Source organism: Paraburkholderia sp. EG286B (assembly GCF_040965655.1).
Classification (GTDB): Bacteria; Pseudomonadota; Gammaproteobacteria; order Burkholderiales; family Burkholderiaceae; genus Paraburkholderia.
Genome location: NZ_JBFRCF010000015.1, coordinates 44,032 through 65,648, shown reverse-complemented (window position 1 = coordinate 65,648; position 21,617 = coordinate 44,032). Strand labels below are relative to the sequence as shown.

The window sequence follows — 21,617 nt, the reverse complement described above, 5'->3', positions numbered from 1 at the left end:
CGCCGGGCGGATTGCACCGCACATCGCCCAGTACCTGGCGCGTTGTCATCGCCGTGTCACCGGCTTCGGGCTGGAGAGCGCGGCGCGCAAGGCCTGGCGGGCCGCACCCGGCGTGGCGCCAGGTTCTTTTCGTGACCTGACTATGGTGTAATGCCGGCATGCAGATCCAGAAGATCCAGAGCCAGTTCAAGACGGTTGCGCTCGTTGGGCGCAGCAATACGCCAGGCATTGCCGAGCCGCTGACGGCGCTCGCCCAGACCATTTCGAAGCGCGGCTTCGAGGTCGTGTTCGAAGCGCAGACCGCAGAGGAAATCGGCGCGCAAGGCTATCCCGCGCTGCAGCCGGCCGAAATCGGCGCGCGCGCGGACGTGGCCGTGGTGCTCGGCGGCGACGGCACGATGCTCGGCATCGGCCGCCAGCTCGCGCCCTACCGCACGCCGCTCATCGGCATCAACCACGGGCGGCTCGGCTTCATCACCGACATCGCGTTCTCCGAGATGCAGGAAGTCGTGCCGCAACTGCTCGCGGGCTCGTTCGAGCGCGAGGAGCGCTCGCTGCTGGAGTCGCGCATCACGCGCGACGGCGACCCGATCTACCACGCGCTCGCCTTCAACGACGTGGTCGTGAACCGTAGCGGCTTTTCGGGCATGGCCGAACTGCGCGTGAACGTGGATGGCCGCTTCATGTACAACCAGCGCTCCGACGGCTTGATCGTCGCGACGCCCACGGGCTCGACCGCCTACGCGCTCTCGTCGCAGGGACCGATCCTGCATCCGCAGCTGCAAGGCATCGTGCTCGTGCCGATCGCGCCGCACGCGCTCTCGAACCGCCCGATCGTGCTGCCCGACGACTGCAAGGTGAGCATCCAGATCGTGGCGGGCCGCGACGTCAACGTGAACTTCGACATGCAGTCGTTCACGGCGCTGGAGCTGAACGACGTGATCGAGGTGCGCCGCTCGCGCCACACCGTGCCCTTCCTGCACCCGGTCGGCTACAGCTACTACCGCACGCTGCGCAAGAAGCTGCACTGGAACGAGCACCCTTCGCTGCAGGGCGATCCGGAGGACTAACCCCGCGTCTTCGCGTGAAGCGCGCGCGGCCGTTGCCATGCAGCCAGCAGTCCCACGGTAATCAAAGCCAACCCAGAAAAAGCAGAACCAGACGCCATGCTTCGCCATCTCTCGATTCGCGACTTCGTGATCGTCGCCGCGCTCGACCTCGAATTCGACAGCGGCTTCACTGTGTTTTCCGGCGAAACGGGTGCGGGCAAGTCGATCCTGATCGACGCCCTCGCCCTCACGCTCGGCACACGCGCCGACGCGAGCGTGGTGCGCACGGGCGAGGCCCGCGCCGACATCACCGCCGAGTTCGATGTGCCCGCGCATGCCGCGCTTTGGCTCGACGAACAGGCGCTCACGAACGGCGACGGCGAGCACACGGTCATGATGCGCCGCGTGGTGGACAGCGGCGGGCGCTCGCGTGCCTTCATCAACGGCACGCCGGCCACGCTCGCGCAACTGCGCGAGCTGGGCGAAATGCTCGTCGACATCCACGGCCAGCATGCGCACCAGCTACTCATGCGCCCCGACGCGCAGCGCGAACTGTTCGACACGCACGCCGGCCTCACGGATCTCGCCGCCACCGTCACGCGCGCGTGGCGCGAGGCGCGCGACGCGCGTCTCGCCCTGCAAAGCGCCATGTCGCGCGACCGGGAGCTGCAGCTCGAGCGCGAGCGCCTCGCGTGGCAGCTCGCCGAGCTCGACAAGCTCGCGCCGCAGCCGGGCGAATGGGAAGAAGTGAACGCGGAGCACGTGCGGCTTTCGAACTCGGCCAACCTGATCGAAGGCGTGCAAGGCGCGCTCGCGGCGTTATCCGAATCCGACGAGGCGATGCTCTCGCAGCTGAACTCGATCGTCTCGAAGCTGCGCTCTCTCGCCGAGGTCGACGCCGAGCTGAACGACGCGCTCGCCGCGCTCGAACCGGCCGCGATCCAGATCCAGGAAGCGGCGTACTCGCTCTCGCACTACGCGCAGCGTCTCGATCTCGATCCGCAACATCTCGCGCAGGTCGAACGGCGCCTCGACGCGCTGCATTCGACGGCGCGCAAGTTCCGCCTGCCGGCCGAGACGCTGCCCGAAGAACACGCGTCGCGCCGCCAGCAGCTCGCGGCGCTCGACGCCGCGTCCGATCTCGACGGCCTGCGCGCCGCCGGGCAGAGGGCGCAGGACGCCTATCTCGCGCAGGCGCGCCAGCTCTCGAAGGCGCGCGCCAAGGCGGCGAAGGCGCTCGGCGCGGCGGTCACGCAAGGCATGCAGGAACTGTCGATGGCGGGCGGCAGCTTCGAAGTCGCGCTCGTGGCGCTCGGCAGCAGCTCGACCGGCGAGCCGATCGGCGGCGCGCACGGTCTGGAACAGATCGAATTCCGGGTGGCGGGCCATGCCGGCGTGCCGCTGCGTCCGCTCGCGAAGATCGCCTCGGGCGGCGAGCTCGCGCGTATCAGCCTCGCGCTCGCCGTGATCGCGAGCGCGGCGAGCCCCACGCCCACCCTGATCTTCGACGAAGTCGACACGGGCATTGGCGGCGGCGTGGCCGAAGTAGTGGGGCGTTTGCTGCACCAGCTCGGGCACGCGCGCCAGGTGCTGTGCGTCACGCACTTGCCGCAGGTCGCGGCGCGCGGCGATCACCACTTCCAGGTCGCGAAATCCGGCGACGGCAACGGCGGCACGGTCTCGGCCGTCACCCCGCTCGACAAGGGCGGCCGGGTGGAAGAAGTCGCGCGCATGCTGGGCGGGCTGGAGATTACCGCGACGACCAGGCGGCATGCGAAGGAGATGCTGGCCGCTTGAGCGGGACTGCGCCTCACGTGTGAGGCGCGCCCGCCATCGACGCGTAGCGCACGCGCTACGCCTGCCCCCGCTCCCCGAACACGCGCTTCCACAACGCCAGTACGGCCTCACGCTCGCGCTCCACACGCGCCGGATCGACACGCGCCTTCTCCATGCCGTCGAGCCGCAACTGGTGCTGCAGCTTGCGATACAGCCGGTACGCCGAGCCTATCGTCTCGGCCTCCTCCTCGCTCATGAGCCCGAAACGCGACACCTCGCGCAGCAGCGCGATATTGCCCGTGTTGCGGATCAGCTCGGGGTCCTGCGCCGCGTGCAGCAGCACCCAGTACTGGACGAGAAACTCGATGTCCACCATGCCGCCGCGGTCGTGCTTCAGGTCGAAGAGTTCGGTGCGGTTCGGGTGGCCGTCTTCCACGCGCTGGCGCATCGCCACGATCTCGCTGGCGAGCGGCGCGGCGTCGCGCGGCGTGGTCAGCACCTGCACGCGGATCGCCTCGAAGGCGCTGCCGATGGCCGCGTCCCCGGCCGAGAAGCGCGCGCGCGTGAGCGCCTGGTGTTCCCAGACCCATGCCGTGTTCGCCGCGTCCCCTTCGCGCAACTGGTAGCGGCGGAACGCGTCGAGGTCGGTCACGAGCAGGCCCGACTCGCCGTTCGGCCGCAGGCGCAGATCGACGTCGAACAGCGTGCCCGCGCCGGTGGCCGTGGTGAGCCACGTGATGAGGCGGCGCGCGAAGGTCGCGTAGATCTCCGAGGCGCGCTCGTCCTCGTCTTCGTACAGGAAGATGATGTCGAGGTCCGACGCGTAGCCCAGTTCCTTGCCGCCCAGCTTGCCGTAAGCGATCGCCGCGAAGCGCGGCACCTCGCGATGGCGTTTGGCGAACTGCTTCCAGACGGTCTCGATGGTCACGTCGAGCACGGCGTCGGCAAGCTCGGAGAGCCGGTCGCTCACGTGCTCCACCGAGAGCCGCCCCGCCAGGTCGTTGAGCAGGATGCGGAACACTTCGGCCTGGTGCGCGTGGCGCAGCAGGTCCATCTGCTGTTCGACGTCGGCGGCGGCCGCGAGCCGTGCGCGCAGCAGGCGCGAGAACTCGGGCCAGTCGAACGGCGACGCGACCGCCTCGTCGTCGAGCAGTTCGTCGAGCAGTTGCGGATGGCGGATCAGATAGCCCGCCGCCCAGCGCGAGCCGCCCAGCACCTTGAGCACACGGCTGAGCGCATCCGGATATTCGCAGAGCAGCGCGAGATATGCGCCGCGCCGGATCACGGCTTCGAGCAGGTCGAACATGCGCGCGAGCGTGTCGCCGCGGCGCTCGCGCGGCTCGAGCGTACGCGCGGCTTCGAGCGCGCGCTGCGCGACGCTGTCGAAGCGCTCGCGGCTCTTCTCGGGCAACCCCGCGTACCGCGACGACTGCCAGAGCCCGCGCAGGCGCGCGAGCAGCGGCGCGGGATCGTCGATGCCCAGTTCCGCGAGACGTTCGAGCAACGAGTCTTCGGCGCCCTCTTCCATCAGCGCACCGCTCCAGACCCATGCCGCCGCGCCGTCTTCGGACGCGCCGCAGCCGCCCTCGCCGCCCATCTTGTCGGAGAAGATCTGCACGAACTGGCGCTCGACGTTGTCGCGGTGGCCATCGAGCGTCGTCATCAGCGCGGCGTAATCGGCGAAGCCCATCGACTTCGCGAGCGCCGCGCGCTCTTCGGCGTCGACGGGCATGGCGTGCGTTTGCGCATCGTCGCGATACTGCAGGCGATGCTCGAGGTCGCGCAGGAAGTTGTAGGCGCGCGTGAGCTCGCCGCACACCTCCGGCGCGATCAGTCCGCGCGCGGCGGCGTAGCCGAGCACGGCCAGTGTGGGGCGTACGCGAAAACCCGCATCCTGGCCGCCACGGATGAGCTGGAACACCTGGGCGCTGAACTCGATCTCGCGTATCCCGCCGCGCCCGAGCTTGATGTCGTCGGCTTTGTCGGGGCGCATCATCGCGCGCCGCTGCGCTTCCTGGCGAATCTGCACGTGCAGCGAGCGAATCGCGCTGATCACGCCGAAGTCCAGATAACGCCGGTAGACGAAGGGCTTCACGAGCGAATCGAGCTGACGTGCCAGACGCAGCGCGCTGTCGCTCTCGTCCTCGGAAACGAGCCGCCCCTTGATCCACGCATAGCGCTCCCACTCGCGGCCCTGCACGTAGAAGTACTCTTCGAGCATGCCGAGGCTGCACACGAGCGGCCCGGAGTCGCCGTTCGGGCGCAGGCGCATGTCCACGCGGAACACGAAGCCATCGGCCGTCACATCACTCAGCGCAGCGATCAGGCGCTTGCCCACGCGCGTGAAGTAGTCCTGGGTGGCGATGGGCGAGCGCTGGCCGCCCGTGGTTTCGCCGTCGTCCTCGTAGACGAAGATCAGGTCGATGTCGGACGAAACGTTCAGCTCGCGGCCGCCCAGCTTGCCCATGCCCACCACGCCGAGCGTGAGGCGCTCGCCGCCCGGGCCGCGCGGCTCGCCGAAGAGCGTCTCGAGGTCGGCACTCACGCACGCGAGCGCGCGCTGGATCGTGACTTCGGCGAGATCGGTCATGCTGCCGGTCACTTCTGCGACGTCGGCCACGCCGCCGAGATCGCGCTCCATCACCGCGCAGATCACTTCCACGCGCAGCTGGCGCAGGACCGTCTTCAGTTGCTCGTCGTTGAGCGGCGCGCCAGGTGCGGCGTTTGCTGCCGTGAGCAGTTGCTCACTCAACGCGTCGAGCCGCGCGACGATGCGTTCGCGCGAGAGCGGCGCGGCGGCCAGCGCCTCGACCTGCGCCGCGAGGCCAGGGCGCGCGGCGTAAGCACGTGCTGCATAGCGGGAGTAGCTGGAACTCAGAAGAGGGATGTCAGTCATGAAGTGCTGCTTGCCGGGAAGGCCCGCTGTTCGACGTTGTTACGTTGCGCGCGCCTGGGTTGATGACGTTGCCAGTGTGACGATGACGATGCCGATACCGATGGCTCGACTGCGAGGGTTCGCCCTGTGCCACGCACACACCGCCCGCCTGGTCTCGCGGCCCGCCTCGCCGATGCATCGGGCATAGCCGCCACTGCAGTGCAAAAAATCATGCGTGTCTCGCGCCGCGCGGCCATCCCGGCTTCCCCGGATGGGCCTTCTGACGGCCCTCTGTGATACATTTCGTCGTTAGAACGCAACGCTACCATACCCCACCCGCCGCAGCATGTCCGAGCGAAACGATCACGCCGGCCTACCCCAATCTGGACATGCCAGCCAGGCTACCGAGCCAGGGGGTCCGCACCATCATCACCCGGTTCTGCGCCACACACTGCGCGTGCTGGCGATCATCGCGCTCGTCCTGTATTTCATCGTCTCGGTCCTGCTGCTCGGGCTGCGCTACGTCGTGCTGCCGTACGTGGACAACTTGCGTCCGCGCATCGAGCAGCTCGTCTCCTCGAAGATTCACGCCGAGTTCCGCATCGGCAAGCTCGCGCCGCACTGGTCGGGCTTCCAGCCCGGCATCGACGTCACTGATCTGACGATTCGCGACCGCCACGGCAACATCGCGCTCGACGTGCCGCACGCCACGGCCTCGGTGTCGTGGCGCTCGGTCGTGCTGCTCGAACCGCTGCTCTCGAGCATCGTGGTCGAGCAGCCCGACGTGCACATCGCGCGCGAGGACGACGGCACGCTCACCGTGGCGGGCGTGCCGGTGCCCACCGCACACACGGGCAACGCCACCTTCACGACGTGGCTCATGCGCCAGCAGGCCGTCGTGCTGCGCGGCGGCACGCTGCGCTGGCACGACGCCACGCGCGACGTGCCCGACCTCGCGCTCTCGCACATCCGCCTCGCGATCCTCAACGACGGCTACGATCACCGCGTCGCGCTCCAGGCGCCGGCCGAGGGCACCGTGCTGCACGGCCCGCTCGACTTCCGCGCGCACTTCACGCACGCGCGCTACGCGCAGGCCGGCAAGCCGATCAGCTGGACGGGCGACACCTATCTCTCGACCGGCCCCGTCGATCTGCCCACGCTCGCGCGCTACATCAACTTTCCGATCGCCACCTACGCGGGGCGCATCGACAACGCGATCTGGGCGCACTTCTCGAACGGGCGCATCCTTGAGGCGAGCGGCGCGCTGGAAGGCGCAAACGTTTCGTTGCGCACGCGGCCCACGCAGCCGCTGCTCGACATGCCGGTCGCGAGCTTCCACTGGAGTCTCGGCATCCAGCCCGGCGACTACGCGCTCAAGCTGCGCGACTTCCATGCCGAACTGGGCCAGCCGCCGCTCGACGACGGCACGCCGCTCACGCGCTCGCTCGCGCTCACGACGCTCGACGCGCGCTTTCGCCAGCCAACACTCCAGCACGGTCAGCTCATGAGCGTGCGCGGCGACCGCATCGATCTCGGCATCCTCGCCGAGTTCATGCGCGCGCTGCCGTTGCCCGGTCGCGTGCAGGGCGCGCTCGTGCGCTTCGATCCGCGCGGGCTGGTGGCGAACTACGATCTCTCGCTCGAGCGCGCGAAGCCCGAGTCGGGCGAAGCGGCTGCCGAGCAGCGCTCCACCAGCGTCGAGCCGGTCACCCACTATCGCTTCAAGGGCGACCTGCAGGGCATCAGCATGAATGCACAGGAGCCGGGGCCGGGCCTCACGCCGCGCGGCCACCCGCGCGCGGGCCTGCCGGGGGTCGAGAACCTCTGGGGGCACATCGACGCCGACGAGTCGCACGGCAACATCGACCTCGACACGAACAGCGTCGCCATCACGCTACCCGGCGTGTTCGACAATCCGCGCCTCACGTTCGACCGGCTCTACGGCGCGGCCAAATGGACCGTGGCCGCCGAGCGCGAGCCCGGCAACCGGCTGAAGGCGTTCACCGTCGATGTCGCGAACCTGGGCATCGAGAACGCCGACGCGCGCGCGAAGATGACCGCGCACTACACCAACCCCGGCAAGGGACGCGGCGCGCTCGACCTCGTCGCGCATTTCGACGAGGCCAAGGTCAAGGCCATCCCGCGCTACCTGCCCACCGCCATCAGCGAGAAGACGCGCATCTATCTCGGCCACGGCCTGCAGGCGGGCCTGTCGAAGGGCGCGACGATCGAGATCCACGGCGACCTGACCAAATTCCCCTACTCGCGCGACCCCGACGCGGGCCAGTTCCGCATCGTCGCGCCGTTCACGGGCGGGCGCTTCGACCCGTCGCCGTTCCCGCCGCGCAAGATGCGCAACGGCGCGCCGAACGTCTGGCCGGCGTTCGACGGCATCGACGGCATGTTCAAGCTGCACGAGAACAAGCTGCGCTTCGACGTCGATCGCGGCCACTATCGCAACTTCGTGCTGCGCAACGTCAGCGGGCGCATCGAGGAACTGGGCGTCAAGGGTTCCGACATCGTGATCGAGGGGAGCGGGCGCGGGCCGCTCGCGGACCTGCTCGACTACGCGGACAACAGCTCGATCGGCTACATCTCGAAGCACGCCACCGCGAAGGTGCGCGCACAAGGGCAGTCCACGCTCGCGCTCAAGCTCACGATCCCGCGCCATCCGATGCCGAAGGTGCAGCTCGCGGGCGCCATCGGCTTCGAGAACAACACGCTCACCGCGAAGAACGTGCCGCCCGTCTCGAACCTCACCGGACAGGTGCGCTTCACGAACCACAGCGCCAATGTCGACCGGCTCACGGCGCGCTTTCTCGGTGGCGATCTGCGCGCCAGCGGCGGCATGCGCGACGACGGGCACTACAAGGTGGACGTGGCCGGCGACGTCGCGGTCGATGCGGCGCGCGGGCTGAACCTGCATGGCATGGCGGCGGCGGCGCTCGGGCGCCTGTCGGGCGCGGCGCCCTATTCGCTTTCGGTGGCCGGCCAGCGCGGGCGTCTGCCCGACGTGAAGGCCAATGCCGATCTCACCGGCCTCGCGCTCGACCTGCCCGCGCCGTTCGGCAAGGCGGCCGGCACGCCGATGCCGCTGAACTTCGAATTGCAGCCGGGCACCGGCACGCCCGCCGAACCCGCTGTCGGCGCCGATGCCAGGGCCGACGACGCCGCCTTCGAACACGCAGAACTCACGCTCGGACCGCTTGCCGCGCGCTACGTGATGCGCCGCCATCCGGGTCACGTACCGGAAGTCGTGCGCGGCGCGATCGGCATGAACCGCCCGGCCGATCTGCCCTCGGAAGGCGTGGCCGCCGCCGTCGACCTGCCCACCTTCGACGCCGACGCCTGGCGCGCCGTGGTGCAGCAGCTGCGTGGCACCGCAGCGGCCGAGGCCCAGGGCCCGACGTCTGCGAGCGCGGCGAGCGGCGCCCGGGCGGCGGCTCCCCCGCCGCGAACCGCCGCAGAAAGAGCGGCCGAGCGGATGGCTCAAAAACAAAACGCGGCTGCGGGCGCAGCCTCCGAAGCGGCCGTGGCCAACGCCGCGCCTGCCGCGCCGCAAAGCCCGGCATCGGCAACCGCAGCCACCACGGCGGCCGCGCCGAGCGCCGCCTCGTCACCGCTCGCACCCAACGGCGCGGTCAGCCAGTTCCTGCCGTCACGCTTCGCGGTCCACGTCGGCATGCTCACGCTGCTCAAGCGCCACTGGGAGAACGTCGTGCTCGGCGCGTCGCGAACCGGCGAGCGCGGCAACGAATGGCAGGCCAACGTCGCCTCCAACCAGGTCTCGGGCCACGTCTCGTGGAAGCCGGGCGCCGTGCCGGGCGCGCCCGGCACGCTCGAGGCGCGGCTCGCGCGTCTCACCGTGCCCGCCGCCACCGAAAACGACCTGCTCGGCCAGGCGATGTCGCAGCCCGCGCAGAACATGCCGTCGATCGACCTCGTCGTGAACCAGCTGATCGTGCGCGACCGCGATCTCGGCCGCCTCCAGGTGAACGCGCACAACTTCGACGACAACGGCGTGCCGGTCTGGCAGCTCGACCAGCTCGACATCAGCAACCCGGACGCGCACCTCACCGCCACGGAAAACTGGCGCGCGGTGGGCGACACGGCAGCCGGCGACGACTCGGCCGCCGCCGGCATGCACACGCCGCGCCGCACGGCGCTCGACTTCCATCTCGACATCAAGGACGCCGGTGCGCTGCTCCAACGCGCCGGCCGGCCGCATGTGCTCAAGAACGGCTCGGGCACGCTCTCGGGCAACCTGGCATGGCAAGGCGGCCCCACGCGCATCGACTTCCCGTCGCTCAACGGCAACCTCACGCTCGACCTGCGGCACGGCCAGATCCTCAAGGTCGATCCGGGCATGGCGAGGCTGCTCGGCGTGCTGAGCCTGCAAAGCCTCGCGCGCTTCCTGACGACGGACTTCCGCGACATCATCGGCGAAGGCCTGCCCTTCACGAGCGCGACGGCCACCGCGCAGATCCAGAACGGCATTGGCAGCACCAACGATTTCAAGCTCGTCACCGCCCCCGGGCGCGCGACGATGACGGGCAGCGTCGACCTCGCGCACGAAACCCAGGACCTGCGCGTGCACGTGGTGCCGACGGTCAGCGCGGGCGCGGGCGTGGTCGCAGCGGCCATCATCAATCCGCTCTTCGGCCTCGGCGCGCTGATCGGCGACGTCGTGCTCTCGCAAACGCTCGAGCACGCGTTCGCGATGGACTTCGCGATCACGGGCCCGTGGGCCAAACCGCACGTCGAGCGGCTGCATGGCGATCAGGGTAAGATGGACGCGCAGGCGCCGGCCGCAGTGCACTGAATTACGCATGGATGCGCCGCGCCATGGGCACGCGGTATGCGCGCCATGCACCCCGAACCCATTCAAGATCTGCCGATGAGCGCTCCCTCCCTCGACCCGTTTCGCGTCGCCGCGCTGCAGATGGTCAGCACGCCCGATCGCGAGCGCAATCTCGCCGAAGCGGACCAGTTGATCGCCGAGGCTGCCGCCGCGGGCGCGCGCCTCGTGTTGCTGCCCGAATATTTCTGCTTCATGGGTCACAAGGACAGCGACAAGCTGGCGATCCGCGAGCCCCACGGCGACGGCCCCATTCAGCGTTTTCTCGCCGATGCGGCGAGGCGCCATGACGTGTGGGTGATCGGCGGCACCTTGCCGCTGAATGCGCCCGAAGAAACGCGCGTGCTCAATACCACGCTCGTGTTCGATCCGAGCGGCGAGGAACGCGCGCGCTACGACAAGATCCACCTCTTCAATTTCGAAAAAGGCGCCGAATCGTTCGACGAAGCGCGCACGATCCGGCCCGGCGCCGAGGTGCGCACGTTCGAGGCGCCGTTTGGCCGGGTCGGCCTGTCGGTCTGCTACGATCTGCGCTTTCCCGAGCTGTACCGGCGCATGGGAGACTGCGCACTGATGGTCGTGCCTTCAGCGTTCACTTACACCACCGGCCGCGCCCACTGGCAGATCCTGCTACGCGCCCGCGCGATCGAGAACCAGTGCTACGTGCTCGCCGCGGCGCAAGGCGGCACGCATGAGAACGGCCGCCGCACATGGGGCCACAGCATGCTGATCGACCCGTGGGGCGAGATCGTCGACGTGCGCGACGAAGGCGCGGGTGTGGTGGCCGGCGACATCGACCTCGAACGCATCGCTAGCGTGCGCGCGAGCCTGCCGGCGTGGCGGCACCGCGTGCTCGACTGCGCATAATGCACGTCAAGCATGCAACACACGCGACGACTGGCCCCGCGAATGAACCCCATCGAATTCCACGCGAGTTCTCCGTTTAAGGCGCTTGATTACGCAGCACCGCGCCCGAATCTTCATTGACAGACTTTATCGTTGATCCCACAGAGCGCATGAACATCATCGAACCCGGCATCCGCAATCTGGCGACCGCGAAGGACCTGCTCCTCACGCCCTACGGCCTCGACGAGGCAGTGCTCACGCGCACGCTCGGCGAGATCTTCACGCATCGCATCGACTACGCCGACCTCTACTTCCAGACCACGCGCAGCGAGGCCTGGAGCCTCGAGGAAGGCATCGTCAAGTCGGGCAGCTTCAGCATCGACCAGGGCGTCGGCGTGCGCGCCGTGTCCGGCGAGCGCACCGCTTTCGCCTACTCCGACGACCTCTCGCCCGAAGCGATCCGCCAGGCCGCCATCGCCACGCGCTCGATCGCCAAGGCCGGCGGCGGCAAGCAGAAGATCCAGGTGGCGAAGTCGCTCACGGGCATTGCGGGCCGCGATCTGTACCTGCCGTCCGACCCGTTGAGCTCGCTCGACGCCACCGAAAAAGTGAAGCTGCTCGAGCGCATCGAGGAGATGGCGCGCGGGCGCGATCCGCGCATCACGCAAGTCATGGCCGCGCTCGCGGGCGAGTATGACGTGGTGCTCGTTGCCCGCAGCGACGGCGCGCTCGCCGCCGATATCCGCCCGCTCGTGCGCGTGTCGGTCACGGTGATCGCCGAGCAGAACGGCCGCCGCGAGATCGGCAACGGCGGCGGCGGCGGCCGCTACGACTATGGCTATTTCACCGACGACATCCTGTCGAAATACGTGGACGACGCCGTGCACGCTGCGCTCGTGAACCTCGAAGCGCGCCCGGCACCCGCCGGCGCGATGACCGTCGTGCTCGGCCCGGGCTGGCCCGGCGTGCTGCTGCACGAGGCGATCGGCCACGGCCTCGAAGGCGACTTCAACCGCAAGGGCTCGTCGGCGTTCGCCGGGCGCATCGGCGAGCGGGTGGCCGCGAAGGGCGTGACCGTGGTCGACGACGGCACGCTGCCCAATCGCCGCGGCTCGCTCAATATCGACGACGAAGGCAACCCCACGCAGTGCACGACGCTGATCGAAGACGGCATTCTCAAGGGCTACATTCAGGATTCGCTCAACGCGCGTCTCATGAAGATGCCGGTGACGGGCAACGCGCGCCGCGAGTCGTACGCCGCACTGCCCATGCCGCGCATGACCAACACGTACATGCTCAACGGCGACAAGGACCCGCAGGAAATCATCGGCTCGGTGAAGAACGGTCTGTATGCCGTGAACTTCGGCGGCGGCCAGGTGGACATCACGAACGGCAAGTTCGTGTTCTCCGCCTCCGAAGCCTACATGATCGAAAACGGCAAGATCACCTACCCCGTGAAGGGCGCGACGCTCATTGGCAGCGGCCCGGAATCGCTCAAGTACGTGAGCATGATCGGCAACGACATGCGCCTCGACTCGGGCGTGGGCGTGTGCGGCAAGGAGGGCCAGAGCGTGCCGGTGGGCGTGGGTCAGCCGACGCTGCGCATCGACCGCATGACGGTGGGCGGCACGGTTTAAGCACCGTTGTCCGCGCGGACCCCATGCACGGCGATGCGGAAATTCCGCATCGCCGTGCGGATTTTCTGCGCATGAATCATTTTTTGCGCAGATACTCCGCTTTTTTACCGCACCCCGCTTGCCAGTCACGAGAAGGCCGGGTTATAAAGGCAATGACCCTTTCGACGTAACGAACGTTCAGACAAGACCGCCATGTTCGCCACGAAGTTTTATTTTTTCTTCTTTTGGTATCTCAGACCGCTGGCGGATCGAGAGGGTTGATAGTACGCGCAGGACCCCGAACACACGAGAAACCGCCAGCCAAGCCTGGCGGTTTTTTTTCGCCCCGCAGTTTCGACAACAGTTACGAGCCGCACCTTCATCTAACCGAATTTGAAGCACCGTCCGAACGACGCACGCTACGCACAGGATCAGGAGAAAACGACCATGCCCCCGCACAACACCGACGATGTCCGCATTCGCGAACTCAAGGAACTCACGCCGCCCGCTCACCTGATCCGCGAATTCCCCTGCTCAGAAGCGGCCTCCACGCTGATCTTCGAATCGCGCCGCGCCATGCACCGCATCCTGCACGGCATGGACGACCGCCTGATCGTCATCGTCGGGCCGTGCTCGATTCACGATACGAAGGCCGCGGTCGACTACGCGAAGAAGCTCGTCGAAGAGCGCAAGCGCTTCAAGAACGAGCTCGAGATCGTGATGCGCGTGTACTTCGAGAAGCCGCGCACGACGGTGGGCTGGAAGGGCCTCATCAACGACCCGTACCTCGACAACAGCTTCAAGATCAACGACGGTCTGCGCACCGCGCGCGAATTGCTCGTCTCGATCAACGAGCTGGGCCTGCCTGCCGGCACCGAATACCTCGACATGATCAGCCCGCAGTACATCGCCGACCTGATCTCGTGGGGCGCGATCGGTGCGCGCACAACGGAATCGCAGGTGCACCGCGAGCTGGCGTCGGGATTGTCGTGCCCGGTCGGCTTCAAGAACGGCACGGACGGCAACGTGAAGATCGCCGTAGACGCGATCAAGGCCGCCTCGCAGCCGCACCATTTCCTCTCGGTGACGAAGGGCGGCCACTCGGCCATCGTCTCGACCGCAGGCAATGAGGACTGCCATGTGATTCTGCGCGGCGGCAAGACGCCGAACTACGACGCGGATAGCGTGAACGCCGCATGCAGCGATATCGGCAAGGCGGGTCTCGCCGCGCGACTCATGATCGACGCGAGCCACGCAAACAGCTCGAAGAAGCACGAGAACCAGATTCCGGTGTGCGCCGACATCGGCCGCCAGGTGGCGGGGGGCGACGAGCGCATCGTCGGCGTGATGGTGGAGTCGCACCTCGTGGCGGGCCGCCAGGACCTGAAGGAAGGCTGCGAGCTGACCTATGGCCAGAGCATCACCGATGCGTGCATCGGCTGGGACGAAAGCGTGGGCGTGCTCGAAGGGCTCGCGCAAGCGGTCAAGCAGCGTCGCATTGCGCGCGGTTCGGGCAACTGAGCGCAGTCGGTCTTGACGCGCGCGGCGCGGTCAGCTGAAGCCGCGCCGCGCCTGAATTCACAGCCGCTCGGCGCGCTCGGGCCGCACCGCGCCGATGCATAGATCGGCAATCCCGATCACGTTGCCGATGAGCCTGCCGCGCCGGTCGAGATGCGCCTCGGGGCGCACCGACTTCACGCAGTTCATGCTGAGCGCGCGCAGGATGTTGCTGGTCGCCTCCTTGCGCGACATCACGCCCTTGTTGCACAGGTACATCGCGTTGACCACCTGCGAATAACCGAAACGCCGGCCCGATACGCGCCCGCCTCGCAGTCCGAGGTGGACCCCCAGCAGGTAGTCGCAGTACACGACTCCGCCACGGCGCGCGAGGCGCCGCGAGAAGTCCTTGTCCTCCAGCCAGCCGTACAGCACGAGACGCTCGTCGAAGCGCAGGTCGGCGATGGCCTGCGCGCGGCACGCCATGTTGCAGCCATACAGCTCCACGCAGGGCCGCAGCGGCGGACGCCGCATCACTTCGGCTTGCGCACCGTCCACGAGCGCAATGGCTTCTTCCCATGCGATCGGCTGCGTATTCGCGCCGTCGCGCAGCGTGCGGCCCGAAAAGCCCACGAGATTCGCATCGCGCTCGAACAGCTCCACGCACAGCTCGATCCAGTGACACTCGGGCGCGAAGTCGTCGTCGAGGAAAATCACGACGTCGATGTCCGGCGCAAGCGCGTCGAGCGCGCGATTGCGCTGCACGCTCGAACCCGCCGTGCCGATGATTTCGTTCACGCGCAGACCGTTGGCATCGTAAGGTCCGATGTCGTCTGCGCTGCTGCCAGAAAGGATGATCTGATCCGGCCGCACCGTTTGCCGCGCGAGCAGACGCACGACCCACGCGGTGGCGGTTGGCCGCCCCTTGGTCGCGATCACCGCCGCGACGCGCATGCGCGCCTTCGCGCCGTTCGGGGCCATGGAAGACGCGAGATCATCGGTAGCGAGCGTTGTCATCGGTTTCTCCGCATTCCGGTGGTCGTTTCGACTCGAATCGAGGTTAGCACGAGGCCCTCGCACCGCCAGTCGGGCCGGATTCAAGTTGTCCGAAACGATCTATTCAACGACTGATTCCAACTGTTTGTGAACGAGCGCGCATTCGCGGCGCAGTGCGCGCACTGCGCGGTTTCTGTGCGGTGGCCGTATTGGCCGCGTCCCGGCGAACCTTTTACCGCTTCTTTTTTCCGTTAATTAAATCCGAATTTATTGCACTTTCTGTGCGCATTTATTGATTACGCATCACCCATAGCGCAGCACCCCCCGGTAAATTCGTCCAATAGCAATTTTCGGATTCCTCTTTTGATAAGACTCGCCTACAACTGCTAAAAGAGATTCGCGCAAATATGACCGACTAACTCACCCAACCGGAAAGATCCTCTCAACATGACTGCGTCGACACGTCGGAGCCAGCCAGTGGAACACGAGATGCTCGCTTCCGGGACAACGGTTTGCGAAAGCGAATCCGGCGCGCGGCTCCAACGCCCGGTGGTCTTCTACGTGCAGCCATTGATCGCGCGCTATCGCATCGAAGTCATCGAGTCGCTCAACCGTCTTTTCTCCGTCAAGGTGTTCGCGTGCTCCGAGGGCGTGGAGGCCAACGGCTTTTCGCGCGAGAAGCCCGCGTGCGACGAATTCGTCGAAACGCATATCGCCAGTTTCGCGGGCCTGCCCTCGCGGCGTATCCGCATGCAAAGCCGTGTGCTGAGCCGCATCGTTTTCGAACGTCCCGATGCAGTCCTGATCTTTGCAGACGTCCGCTATCTGTCGCTGTGGCTCGCGCTTCTCGCCGGTCGCGTGATGCGTGTGCCCGTGCTGATTCACGGCCAGGGGCTCTACCGGCACCAGAGCGCGGGGCTCGTGCGCACCGTCTGCTACCGGCTCGCAGTCGCGCTCGCCATACGCTACGTCTGCTATACCGAGGCTTCGCGGCGCTCGCTCGCCGCCATCGGTTGCCCGCTCGCGAAGCTCGTCGTCGCGAACAACGCCCTCACGGTCTCGTGCGGCGTGGAGCCCGCCACCAAGACGGGCGCCGAGAGCGGCGTCCTCTTCATCGGCAGGCTGCGCGAAGGGTCGGAGATCGAACCGCTCATCGACGTGGTCGGCCAGCTTCACGCCGAAGGCAACGACATCACGCTCCACGTGATCGGCGACGGCGAGCACGGCGAGCGCCTGAAGCGCAAGTACAGCGATCGCAGCTACGTGGTCTGGTATGGCGCGGTGTTCGACGACGACGCCATCGCGACCATCAGCCGGCGCTGCCGCGTGGGCTGCTATCCGGGCTCGGCGGGCTTGAGCGTCGTGCACATGTTCGCATTGAGCCTGCCGCCCATCGTGCACGACCGGCTGCCGCTGCACATGGGCCCGGAGCCGGGCTACGTCGAGGACGGCCGCAGCGGCTTTTTCTTCGCGCGCGACGGCGGCACAGAAGCGCTGGCCGCCACGTTGCGCCGCATCTGGTCCATACCGCCCGACGAAATGCGCGCGGCCGCGGCCGCCGCGCACGCGGTGTACTGCCAGCTCAACACGCCTACGCTCGGACATCAGCTCGCCGAGATCGTCGAAGCGGCGCTGCGCGCCTGAATGCCCCCTTGAGTCTTCGCTGCAATCCCCGCTTGAATCCCATCGCGCTCCGGTTTATTTCTGCCGCGACACGCGATACAACATCCATGCCGCGCACGAAGACAGCCCGAAGGTCATCGACCATGCCACGCCCGTCACACCCCACATGTGCAACGAAGGCGGCACGGCCAGGACAAGCGCCACGACCTGGAGCAGCGACGCCACCGTGACGGCGCGCGCGTCGCCAACCGCGCGCAGATACGAGGCGAGCACCGAGTTCAGTGCGCTGATCGCCATGTTGATGACGAAGATGCGAAAGAGCGGCACGGCCGACAGCCACGCGGCGCCGAGCACGAGTGAAAAGAGCGGCTCGGCGGCGAAGCGCAGTACGATCACCACGCATGCCAGCCCCGCCACGGCGACCATGAGATAGAGCCGGAACAGCCGCGCGGCCGATTGCGGCCCGCCACGATGATGCGCGGCGAAGGTCGGAAACAGATACTGCGAGAGGGCGAGCGCGGCGTCGGCGAGCAGCATTTGCGCGAGCTTCGAGGACATCTGCCAGGCGCCCAACTGCGTCGGCCCGAGCAGCTTGCCGACCACCACCTTGTCGAACTGGTTGGTGATCAGAATGATCACGCTGCTCGCCCAGATCCAGCGGCTGAAGCCCACGTAATGGCCGATGCCCGACCAGCGCAGCCGGATCGGCGGACGCGGCGACAGCGCGATCCACGTGACGACGCTCTTGAAGGCCTCGCCGATCATCATGCCGAGCAGGAGCGAATACGGACCCGCCCCCGCGAGTGCGAGCCCGATGCCGAAGGCGCAGTCGAGACACGCGGACGAGATTTCGATCGCCGCAATATGCTGGAAGTGGCGCTCGCGCTGCGTGATGAAATACGCGGGCGAGGCGAGCCCGCGCAGGAGCGGCAGCAGCGCGGCGAGTTGCACGAGGCCGATCGCGCCGCCCAGGTGGAACTGCGCGTCCATGAGCGGCGCGCTCGCGACAAGCAGCAGACCGATCAGCAGGCCCCGCGTGGCGAGCGTGGTCCAGACGGCGCCGGCTTCTGCGCGCGTCGGCGGCGACTGGCCCTGTATGACGGCTTGCGCGAGCCCGGTATCGGAGAGCGCTTCGGCGATCGCGACTGCGAGCAGCGCGACGCTCGCGAGACCGATTGCGGACGGCCCGAGAATGCGCCCGATCACGAGGAACTTGACGGCCACGAGGCCGCGCACGACGACCTGCTGCAGCAACACCCAGGTCGCCGCGCCGGGACCGAAGCCGGCCTTGATCGGTATGGCTGGCAGCCGCATCACGCGCAAAATGCCTCTCCTGTTGTCGATCTCTGAGTCGGAGCTTTCGCCCCTTTTCACAGTTCCCTTCAAGCATGTTTGGGAACGCGTTTTCATCACCCGCTCTGGACCTTACCGCGCAGCGGCATCCATGGCGCGCCATCTACCAGGTGGAATCAGACGGGGACGCTGCGCGGGGCGATTGCCCTATAGCGGGCTTACATAGGCCTTCCACGCGGCGCCGATTCGTGAATTTTCAAGCGATCGGCATATCCCCAGGCTTTTTCGGCCACCCTGCCCCGCAATCTGGCGCATGCCGCTTGCGCACCACTGCTATTTTGTTCGTAATAATGCTCATCGGGCCTCCCGCATGGAAAACGTGTCGATCGCCAGATATCGCAATGCCGCTCCTAACAGCCAGGACTCCGCCGCACTGTGCGACGTCGAGGCCGACACGCTCGTGATGTCCGAGCCTCCAGGCGCGCGCGCATCGGCCGGCGGCGACTGGATCGCCATCATCGAGCCGAACTTCACGGGCCACCGCTGGCGCTACGTCGAGTGGATCGCCCAGGCGTGCGTGGAAGCCGGGCACCGCTGCCTCGTCATCACCGATACCGGGTACGCGGACCATCCGCTCGCGCAGCGCATCGTGCGCGAAGCGCGGCCCGATCTGCACCTCGTGCTGCTCGACCTGCACACCGTTCCGCCCGGCCCGCATTTCGTCGCGAGTGTGTACATGCGCTTTCGCAACTTCTATGCGCGCGCGTTGCGTCAGGTGAGCAAAACGATGCACGTGCGGCTCGTCATCGCGCCCTACGCCGACTACTTCTTCTACACGCTCGCGGGGTTCGACTCGCCATTCGGCGAGACGCCCTGGATCGCGATCGTCATGGGTATGACGTTTCATCAGGCGCGCATCGGCTTGCGCACGCCGCGACGGCGCTTCGTCGATCTGGCCAAGTCGGCGCTGTTTCGCCGCGCCATGCGCTCGCGCGGGCTGCGCCAACTCTTCACGATCGACCCGACGCTGCCCGAGTGGTTCGCGACCACGAAGCCCCGGCGCGCAGCACCGCTCAGCTATCTGGCCGACCCGTTTCCCGAAATCGAAGGCATGGACCCCGTGTTCGCGCGCGAGCAACTGAAGCTCGACGCGCATACGCACTATCTGCTCGTGTACGGCGCGATCGGCGAACGCAAGGGCATTCGCGAACTGATGCTCGCGCTCGAGCACAAGCCCGACGCGCCGTGCCTCGTGATCGCGGGCCAGCAGGACGACGAAACGCGCGCGTTCATCGATGCCCACGCGCCGAAACTCGCGAGCGCGCCGGTGATCTTCAACCAGTTCATCTCCGACGAGATGGAGCGCGAACTCTTTTCCGCCTGCGACGCCGTGTGGCTCGGCTACAAGCAGCACTACGGCATGAGCGGCGTACTGGTGCAGGCGTACCGCTTCCGCAAGCCCGTGGTGGCCAGCGCCGATGGCCTGATCGGCTGGTATTGCCGCGACGGCGCGCTCGGCCCCCTGCTCGACGACCTCGAGCCCGCCACGATCGCGCACGCGCTCGATGTGCTCGCCGAGCGTTGGCGCGCGGGCGCGACGAACGCCGTTCAGCCCACGGGCGAACACCTCCTTTCGTGCAACACGCTCGAACAGTTCAAGCGCACGCTGCAGGCCGCGATGGCATGAGCGCTCGCGAAAGCGTCGTCAAATATTGAGCAACCCGAAAGAGCTCGATCTCGTCACACAGGGTCACGCAACGCCTTCGACCTTGTTGTCAGCGGCACCCGTGTTGGGACGCTCGGCAGGAACGGCTCCGCGCATGTCGGGGAACATCGCGTCGCGCAGGCGCAGGAACGGGAACTCGACGGCGCGCGTAGTGAGATAGCCCAGCACCGAAGCGATGAAGAACTGCGCGACGATCACGACGGGCCAGGCGGCAAGCGGCGGCACACCGAGCGCGCTTGCCTTATGGATCAGATAGTCGCCGGGCGCGAGCGCGAGCGAATGCCAGAGGTAGATCCCGTACGAGTAGACGCCCAGCCACGCGAGCCCGCGATACACCCACGTCGTGCGCAATCTGCCCGAATGTTCGAGCACGAGCATGATGAGCGCGCAAAAGCCGAGGGCCTGGATCGTGTAGCCGACGCTCTCGTCCAGCGCGACGTCGGGCGTGGCGAAGATGAGCCAGGCGAGCAGCAGCCCCACCACGCCGAACAGCCAGCGCTTCTTCGCGACGAGCATGCTCCAGAGTTCGGGCTTCATCCAGTAGACGGTCGCGAGGATGACGCCGATGAGCAGGCTGTCCATGCGGTACTGCGTGTAGTTGAACGCCCCGACGAGGTCGCCGTGCGATACCGCGATGCAACGCGCGCTCAGGACGACCACGCAGAGGCTGGCCATCACGGCGATCAGCGCATTCGCGCGCAGCCGCAAGTGCGCGAGCAGGATCAGGAGCGCGGGCAGGAACAGATAGAAGTGCTCTTCGACAGCGAGGCTCCACGTTTGCGCGATGGAGGTGCCGAAGTAATTCTGCATGTGCGTGAGGTTCTGCCAGAGGAACGTATCGGGGCGATGGCGGCCGGCGAGCAGGTGAAAGAAAATCAGCGCGTAGTACGCGGGCCAGATCTTGAAGATCCGCCGCACGATGAAGCGGCGCGCGCCGATGCGGCCTGTTTGCGAATATTGGCGCAGCAGCAGCCCGCCCACCAGGAAGCCGCTTAGTGTGAAGAATAAATTCACGCCTTCATGGCCGAAGCTTTTCAGCGGGTACTCGAGCACGTTCACCCAGGGATGGCCCGTGCGCACCGTGTGGAAGTGATAGCCCATCACGACGAAGATCGCGATGCCACGCACGAAGTCGAGCTCGACGGAACGTCCTTTCATCGGCGGTCCCACTCCGTGTAGCAGCTTCATGACCTTTCCCTCGCTACGTCCATGCCGGATTCTTACGCAAGGCAGACGATGAAAAACTTACTCCTGCCGGTCCCATCATGGACACAGGCGCCGTGCCGCGTGCGCCAAGTTCCCGCCCTTCTCGGCCAGGTGTGTGGGCGAAACCACACGCCGAATCAGAATTTTTTTCCTGCCGCCACAACCCTGCCGCTTCCCGCCACGCGCATGCGCAAGCCGCTTGCGGCGTTTTATATTGAGTCGAGCCAACGCGTGCGGCGCGCATGTATTTTGCGCA

At 67.1% G+C, this 21,617-nt stretch carries 12 protein-coding genes; 8 read left to right on the top strand and 4 right to left on the bottom strand.

The genetic code is table 11. The features are described 5' to 3' along the window. Positions 1 to 158 precede the first annotated feature (158 nt). Positions 159 to 1,070, top strand: coding sequence for an NAD kinase (locus AB4Y42_RS28835; protein WP_028202022.1), 912 nt, complete (start codon positions 159 to 161; stop codon positions 1,068 to 1,070). Positions 1,071 to 1,166: 96 nt separating this feature from the next. Then, positions 1,167 to 2,846 (top strand): DNA repair protein RecN, encoded by a 1,680-nt coding sequence (recN, locus tag AB4Y42_RS28830; protein WP_368696026.1) that lies wholly within the window; start codon positions 1,167 to 1,169, stop codon positions 2,844 to 2,846. A 55-nt stretch (positions 2,847 to 2,901) separates the two neighbouring features. Here the strand turns inward: recN and glnE are convergent, their stop codons facing one another. Then, positions 2,902 to 5,721 carry a bifunctional [glutamate--ammonia ligase]-adenylyl-L-tyrosine phosphorylase/[glutamate--ammonia-ligase] adenylyltransferase gene (gene glnE, locus AB4Y42_RS28825; protein ID WP_368696025.1) on the bottom strand — a complete coding sequence of 940 codons (2,820 nt, stop codon included), beginning with the start codon at positions 5,719 to 5,721 and terminating at the stop codon, positions 2,902 to 2,904. A 325-nt stretch (positions 5,722 to 6,046) separates the two neighbouring features. Here glnE and AB4Y42_RS28820 point away from each other — a divergent pair, with 325 nt between their 5' ends. The 4 genes from AB4Y42_RS28820 (at position 6,047) to aroG (ending at position 14,541) form a co-directional block, all read left to right on the top strand. Beyond that, positions 6,047 to 10,522, top strand: a complete 4,476-nt coding sequence (locus AB4Y42_RS28820; RefSeq protein WP_368696024.1) for a YhdP family protein — start codon at positions 6,047 to 6,049, stop codon at positions 10,520 to 10,522. 69 nt (positions 10,523 to 10,591) lie between these two features. Next, on the top strand, positions 10,592 to 11,425 hold the full coding sequence (locus AB4Y42_RS28815; protein WP_368690371.1) for a carbon-nitrogen hydrolase family protein: 834 nt from the start codon (positions 10,592 to 10,594) through the stop codon (positions 11,423 to 11,425). A gap of 149 nt (positions 11,426 to 11,574) precedes the next feature. Continuing rightward, the gene (tldD, locus tag AB4Y42_RS28810; RefSeq protein ID WP_368696023.1) at positions 11,575 to 13,041 is read left to right on the top strand and encodes a metalloprotease TldD; all 1,467 of its coding nucleotides are present in this window, start codon (positions 11,575 to 11,577) and stop codon (positions 13,039 to 13,041) included. Between the two features lie 426 nt (positions 13,042 to 13,467). Then, a complete protein-coding gene (aroG, locus tag AB4Y42_RS28805) occupies positions 13,468 to 14,541 on the top strand; it encodes a 3-deoxy-7-phosphoheptulonate synthase AroG (RefSeq protein WP_368690235.1) in 1,074 nt (357 codons plus the stop codon). A gap of 57 nt (positions 14,542 to 14,598) precedes the next feature. On the opposite strand, the gene AB4Y42_RS28800 is transcribed toward aroG, so the two are convergent. Continuing rightward, positions 14,599 to 15,534 carry a glycosyltransferase family 2 protein gene (locus AB4Y42_RS28800; protein ID WP_368690234.1) on the bottom strand — a complete coding sequence of 312 codons (936 nt, stop codon included), beginning with the start codon at positions 15,532 to 15,534 and terminating at the stop codon, positions 14,599 to 14,601. A gap of 456 nt (positions 15,535 to 15,990) precedes the next feature. Between AB4Y42_RS28800 and AB4Y42_RS28795 the strand changes: the two genes are divergently transcribed. Beyond that, on the top strand, positions 15,991 to 17,157 hold the full coding sequence (locus tag AB4Y42_RS28795; RefSeq protein ID WP_368696022.1) for a glycosyltransferase: 1,167 nt from the start codon (positions 15,991 to 15,993) through the stop codon (positions 17,155 to 17,157). 54 nt (positions 17,158 to 17,211) lie between these two features. On the opposite strand, the gene AB4Y42_RS28790 is transcribed toward AB4Y42_RS28795, so the two are convergent. Then, the gene (locus AB4Y42_RS28790; RefSeq protein ID WP_368690232.1) at positions 17,212 to 18,459 is read right to left on the bottom strand and encodes an oligosaccharide flippase family protein; all 1,248 of its coding nucleotides are present in this window, start codon (positions 18,457 to 18,459) and stop codon (positions 17,212 to 17,214) included. Between the two features lie 340 nt (positions 18,460 to 18,799). Here AB4Y42_RS28790 and AB4Y42_RS28785 point away from each other — a divergent pair, with 340 nt between their 5' ends. After that, a complete protein-coding gene (locus AB4Y42_RS28785; protein WP_368696021.1) occupies positions 18,800 to 20,116 on the top strand; it encodes a glycosyltransferase in 1,317 nt (438 codons plus the stop codon). 63 nt (positions 20,117 to 20,179) lie between these two features. Here AB4Y42_RS28785 and AB4Y42_RS28780 read toward each other — a convergent pair whose 3' ends face one another. Next, entirely contained in the window at positions 20,180 to 21,343 is a 1,164-nt protein-coding gene (locus tag AB4Y42_RS28780) for an acyltransferase family protein (RefSeq protein ID WP_368696020.1), read from the bottom strand. Between the last annotated feature and the right edge of the window lie 274 nt (positions 21,344 to 21,617).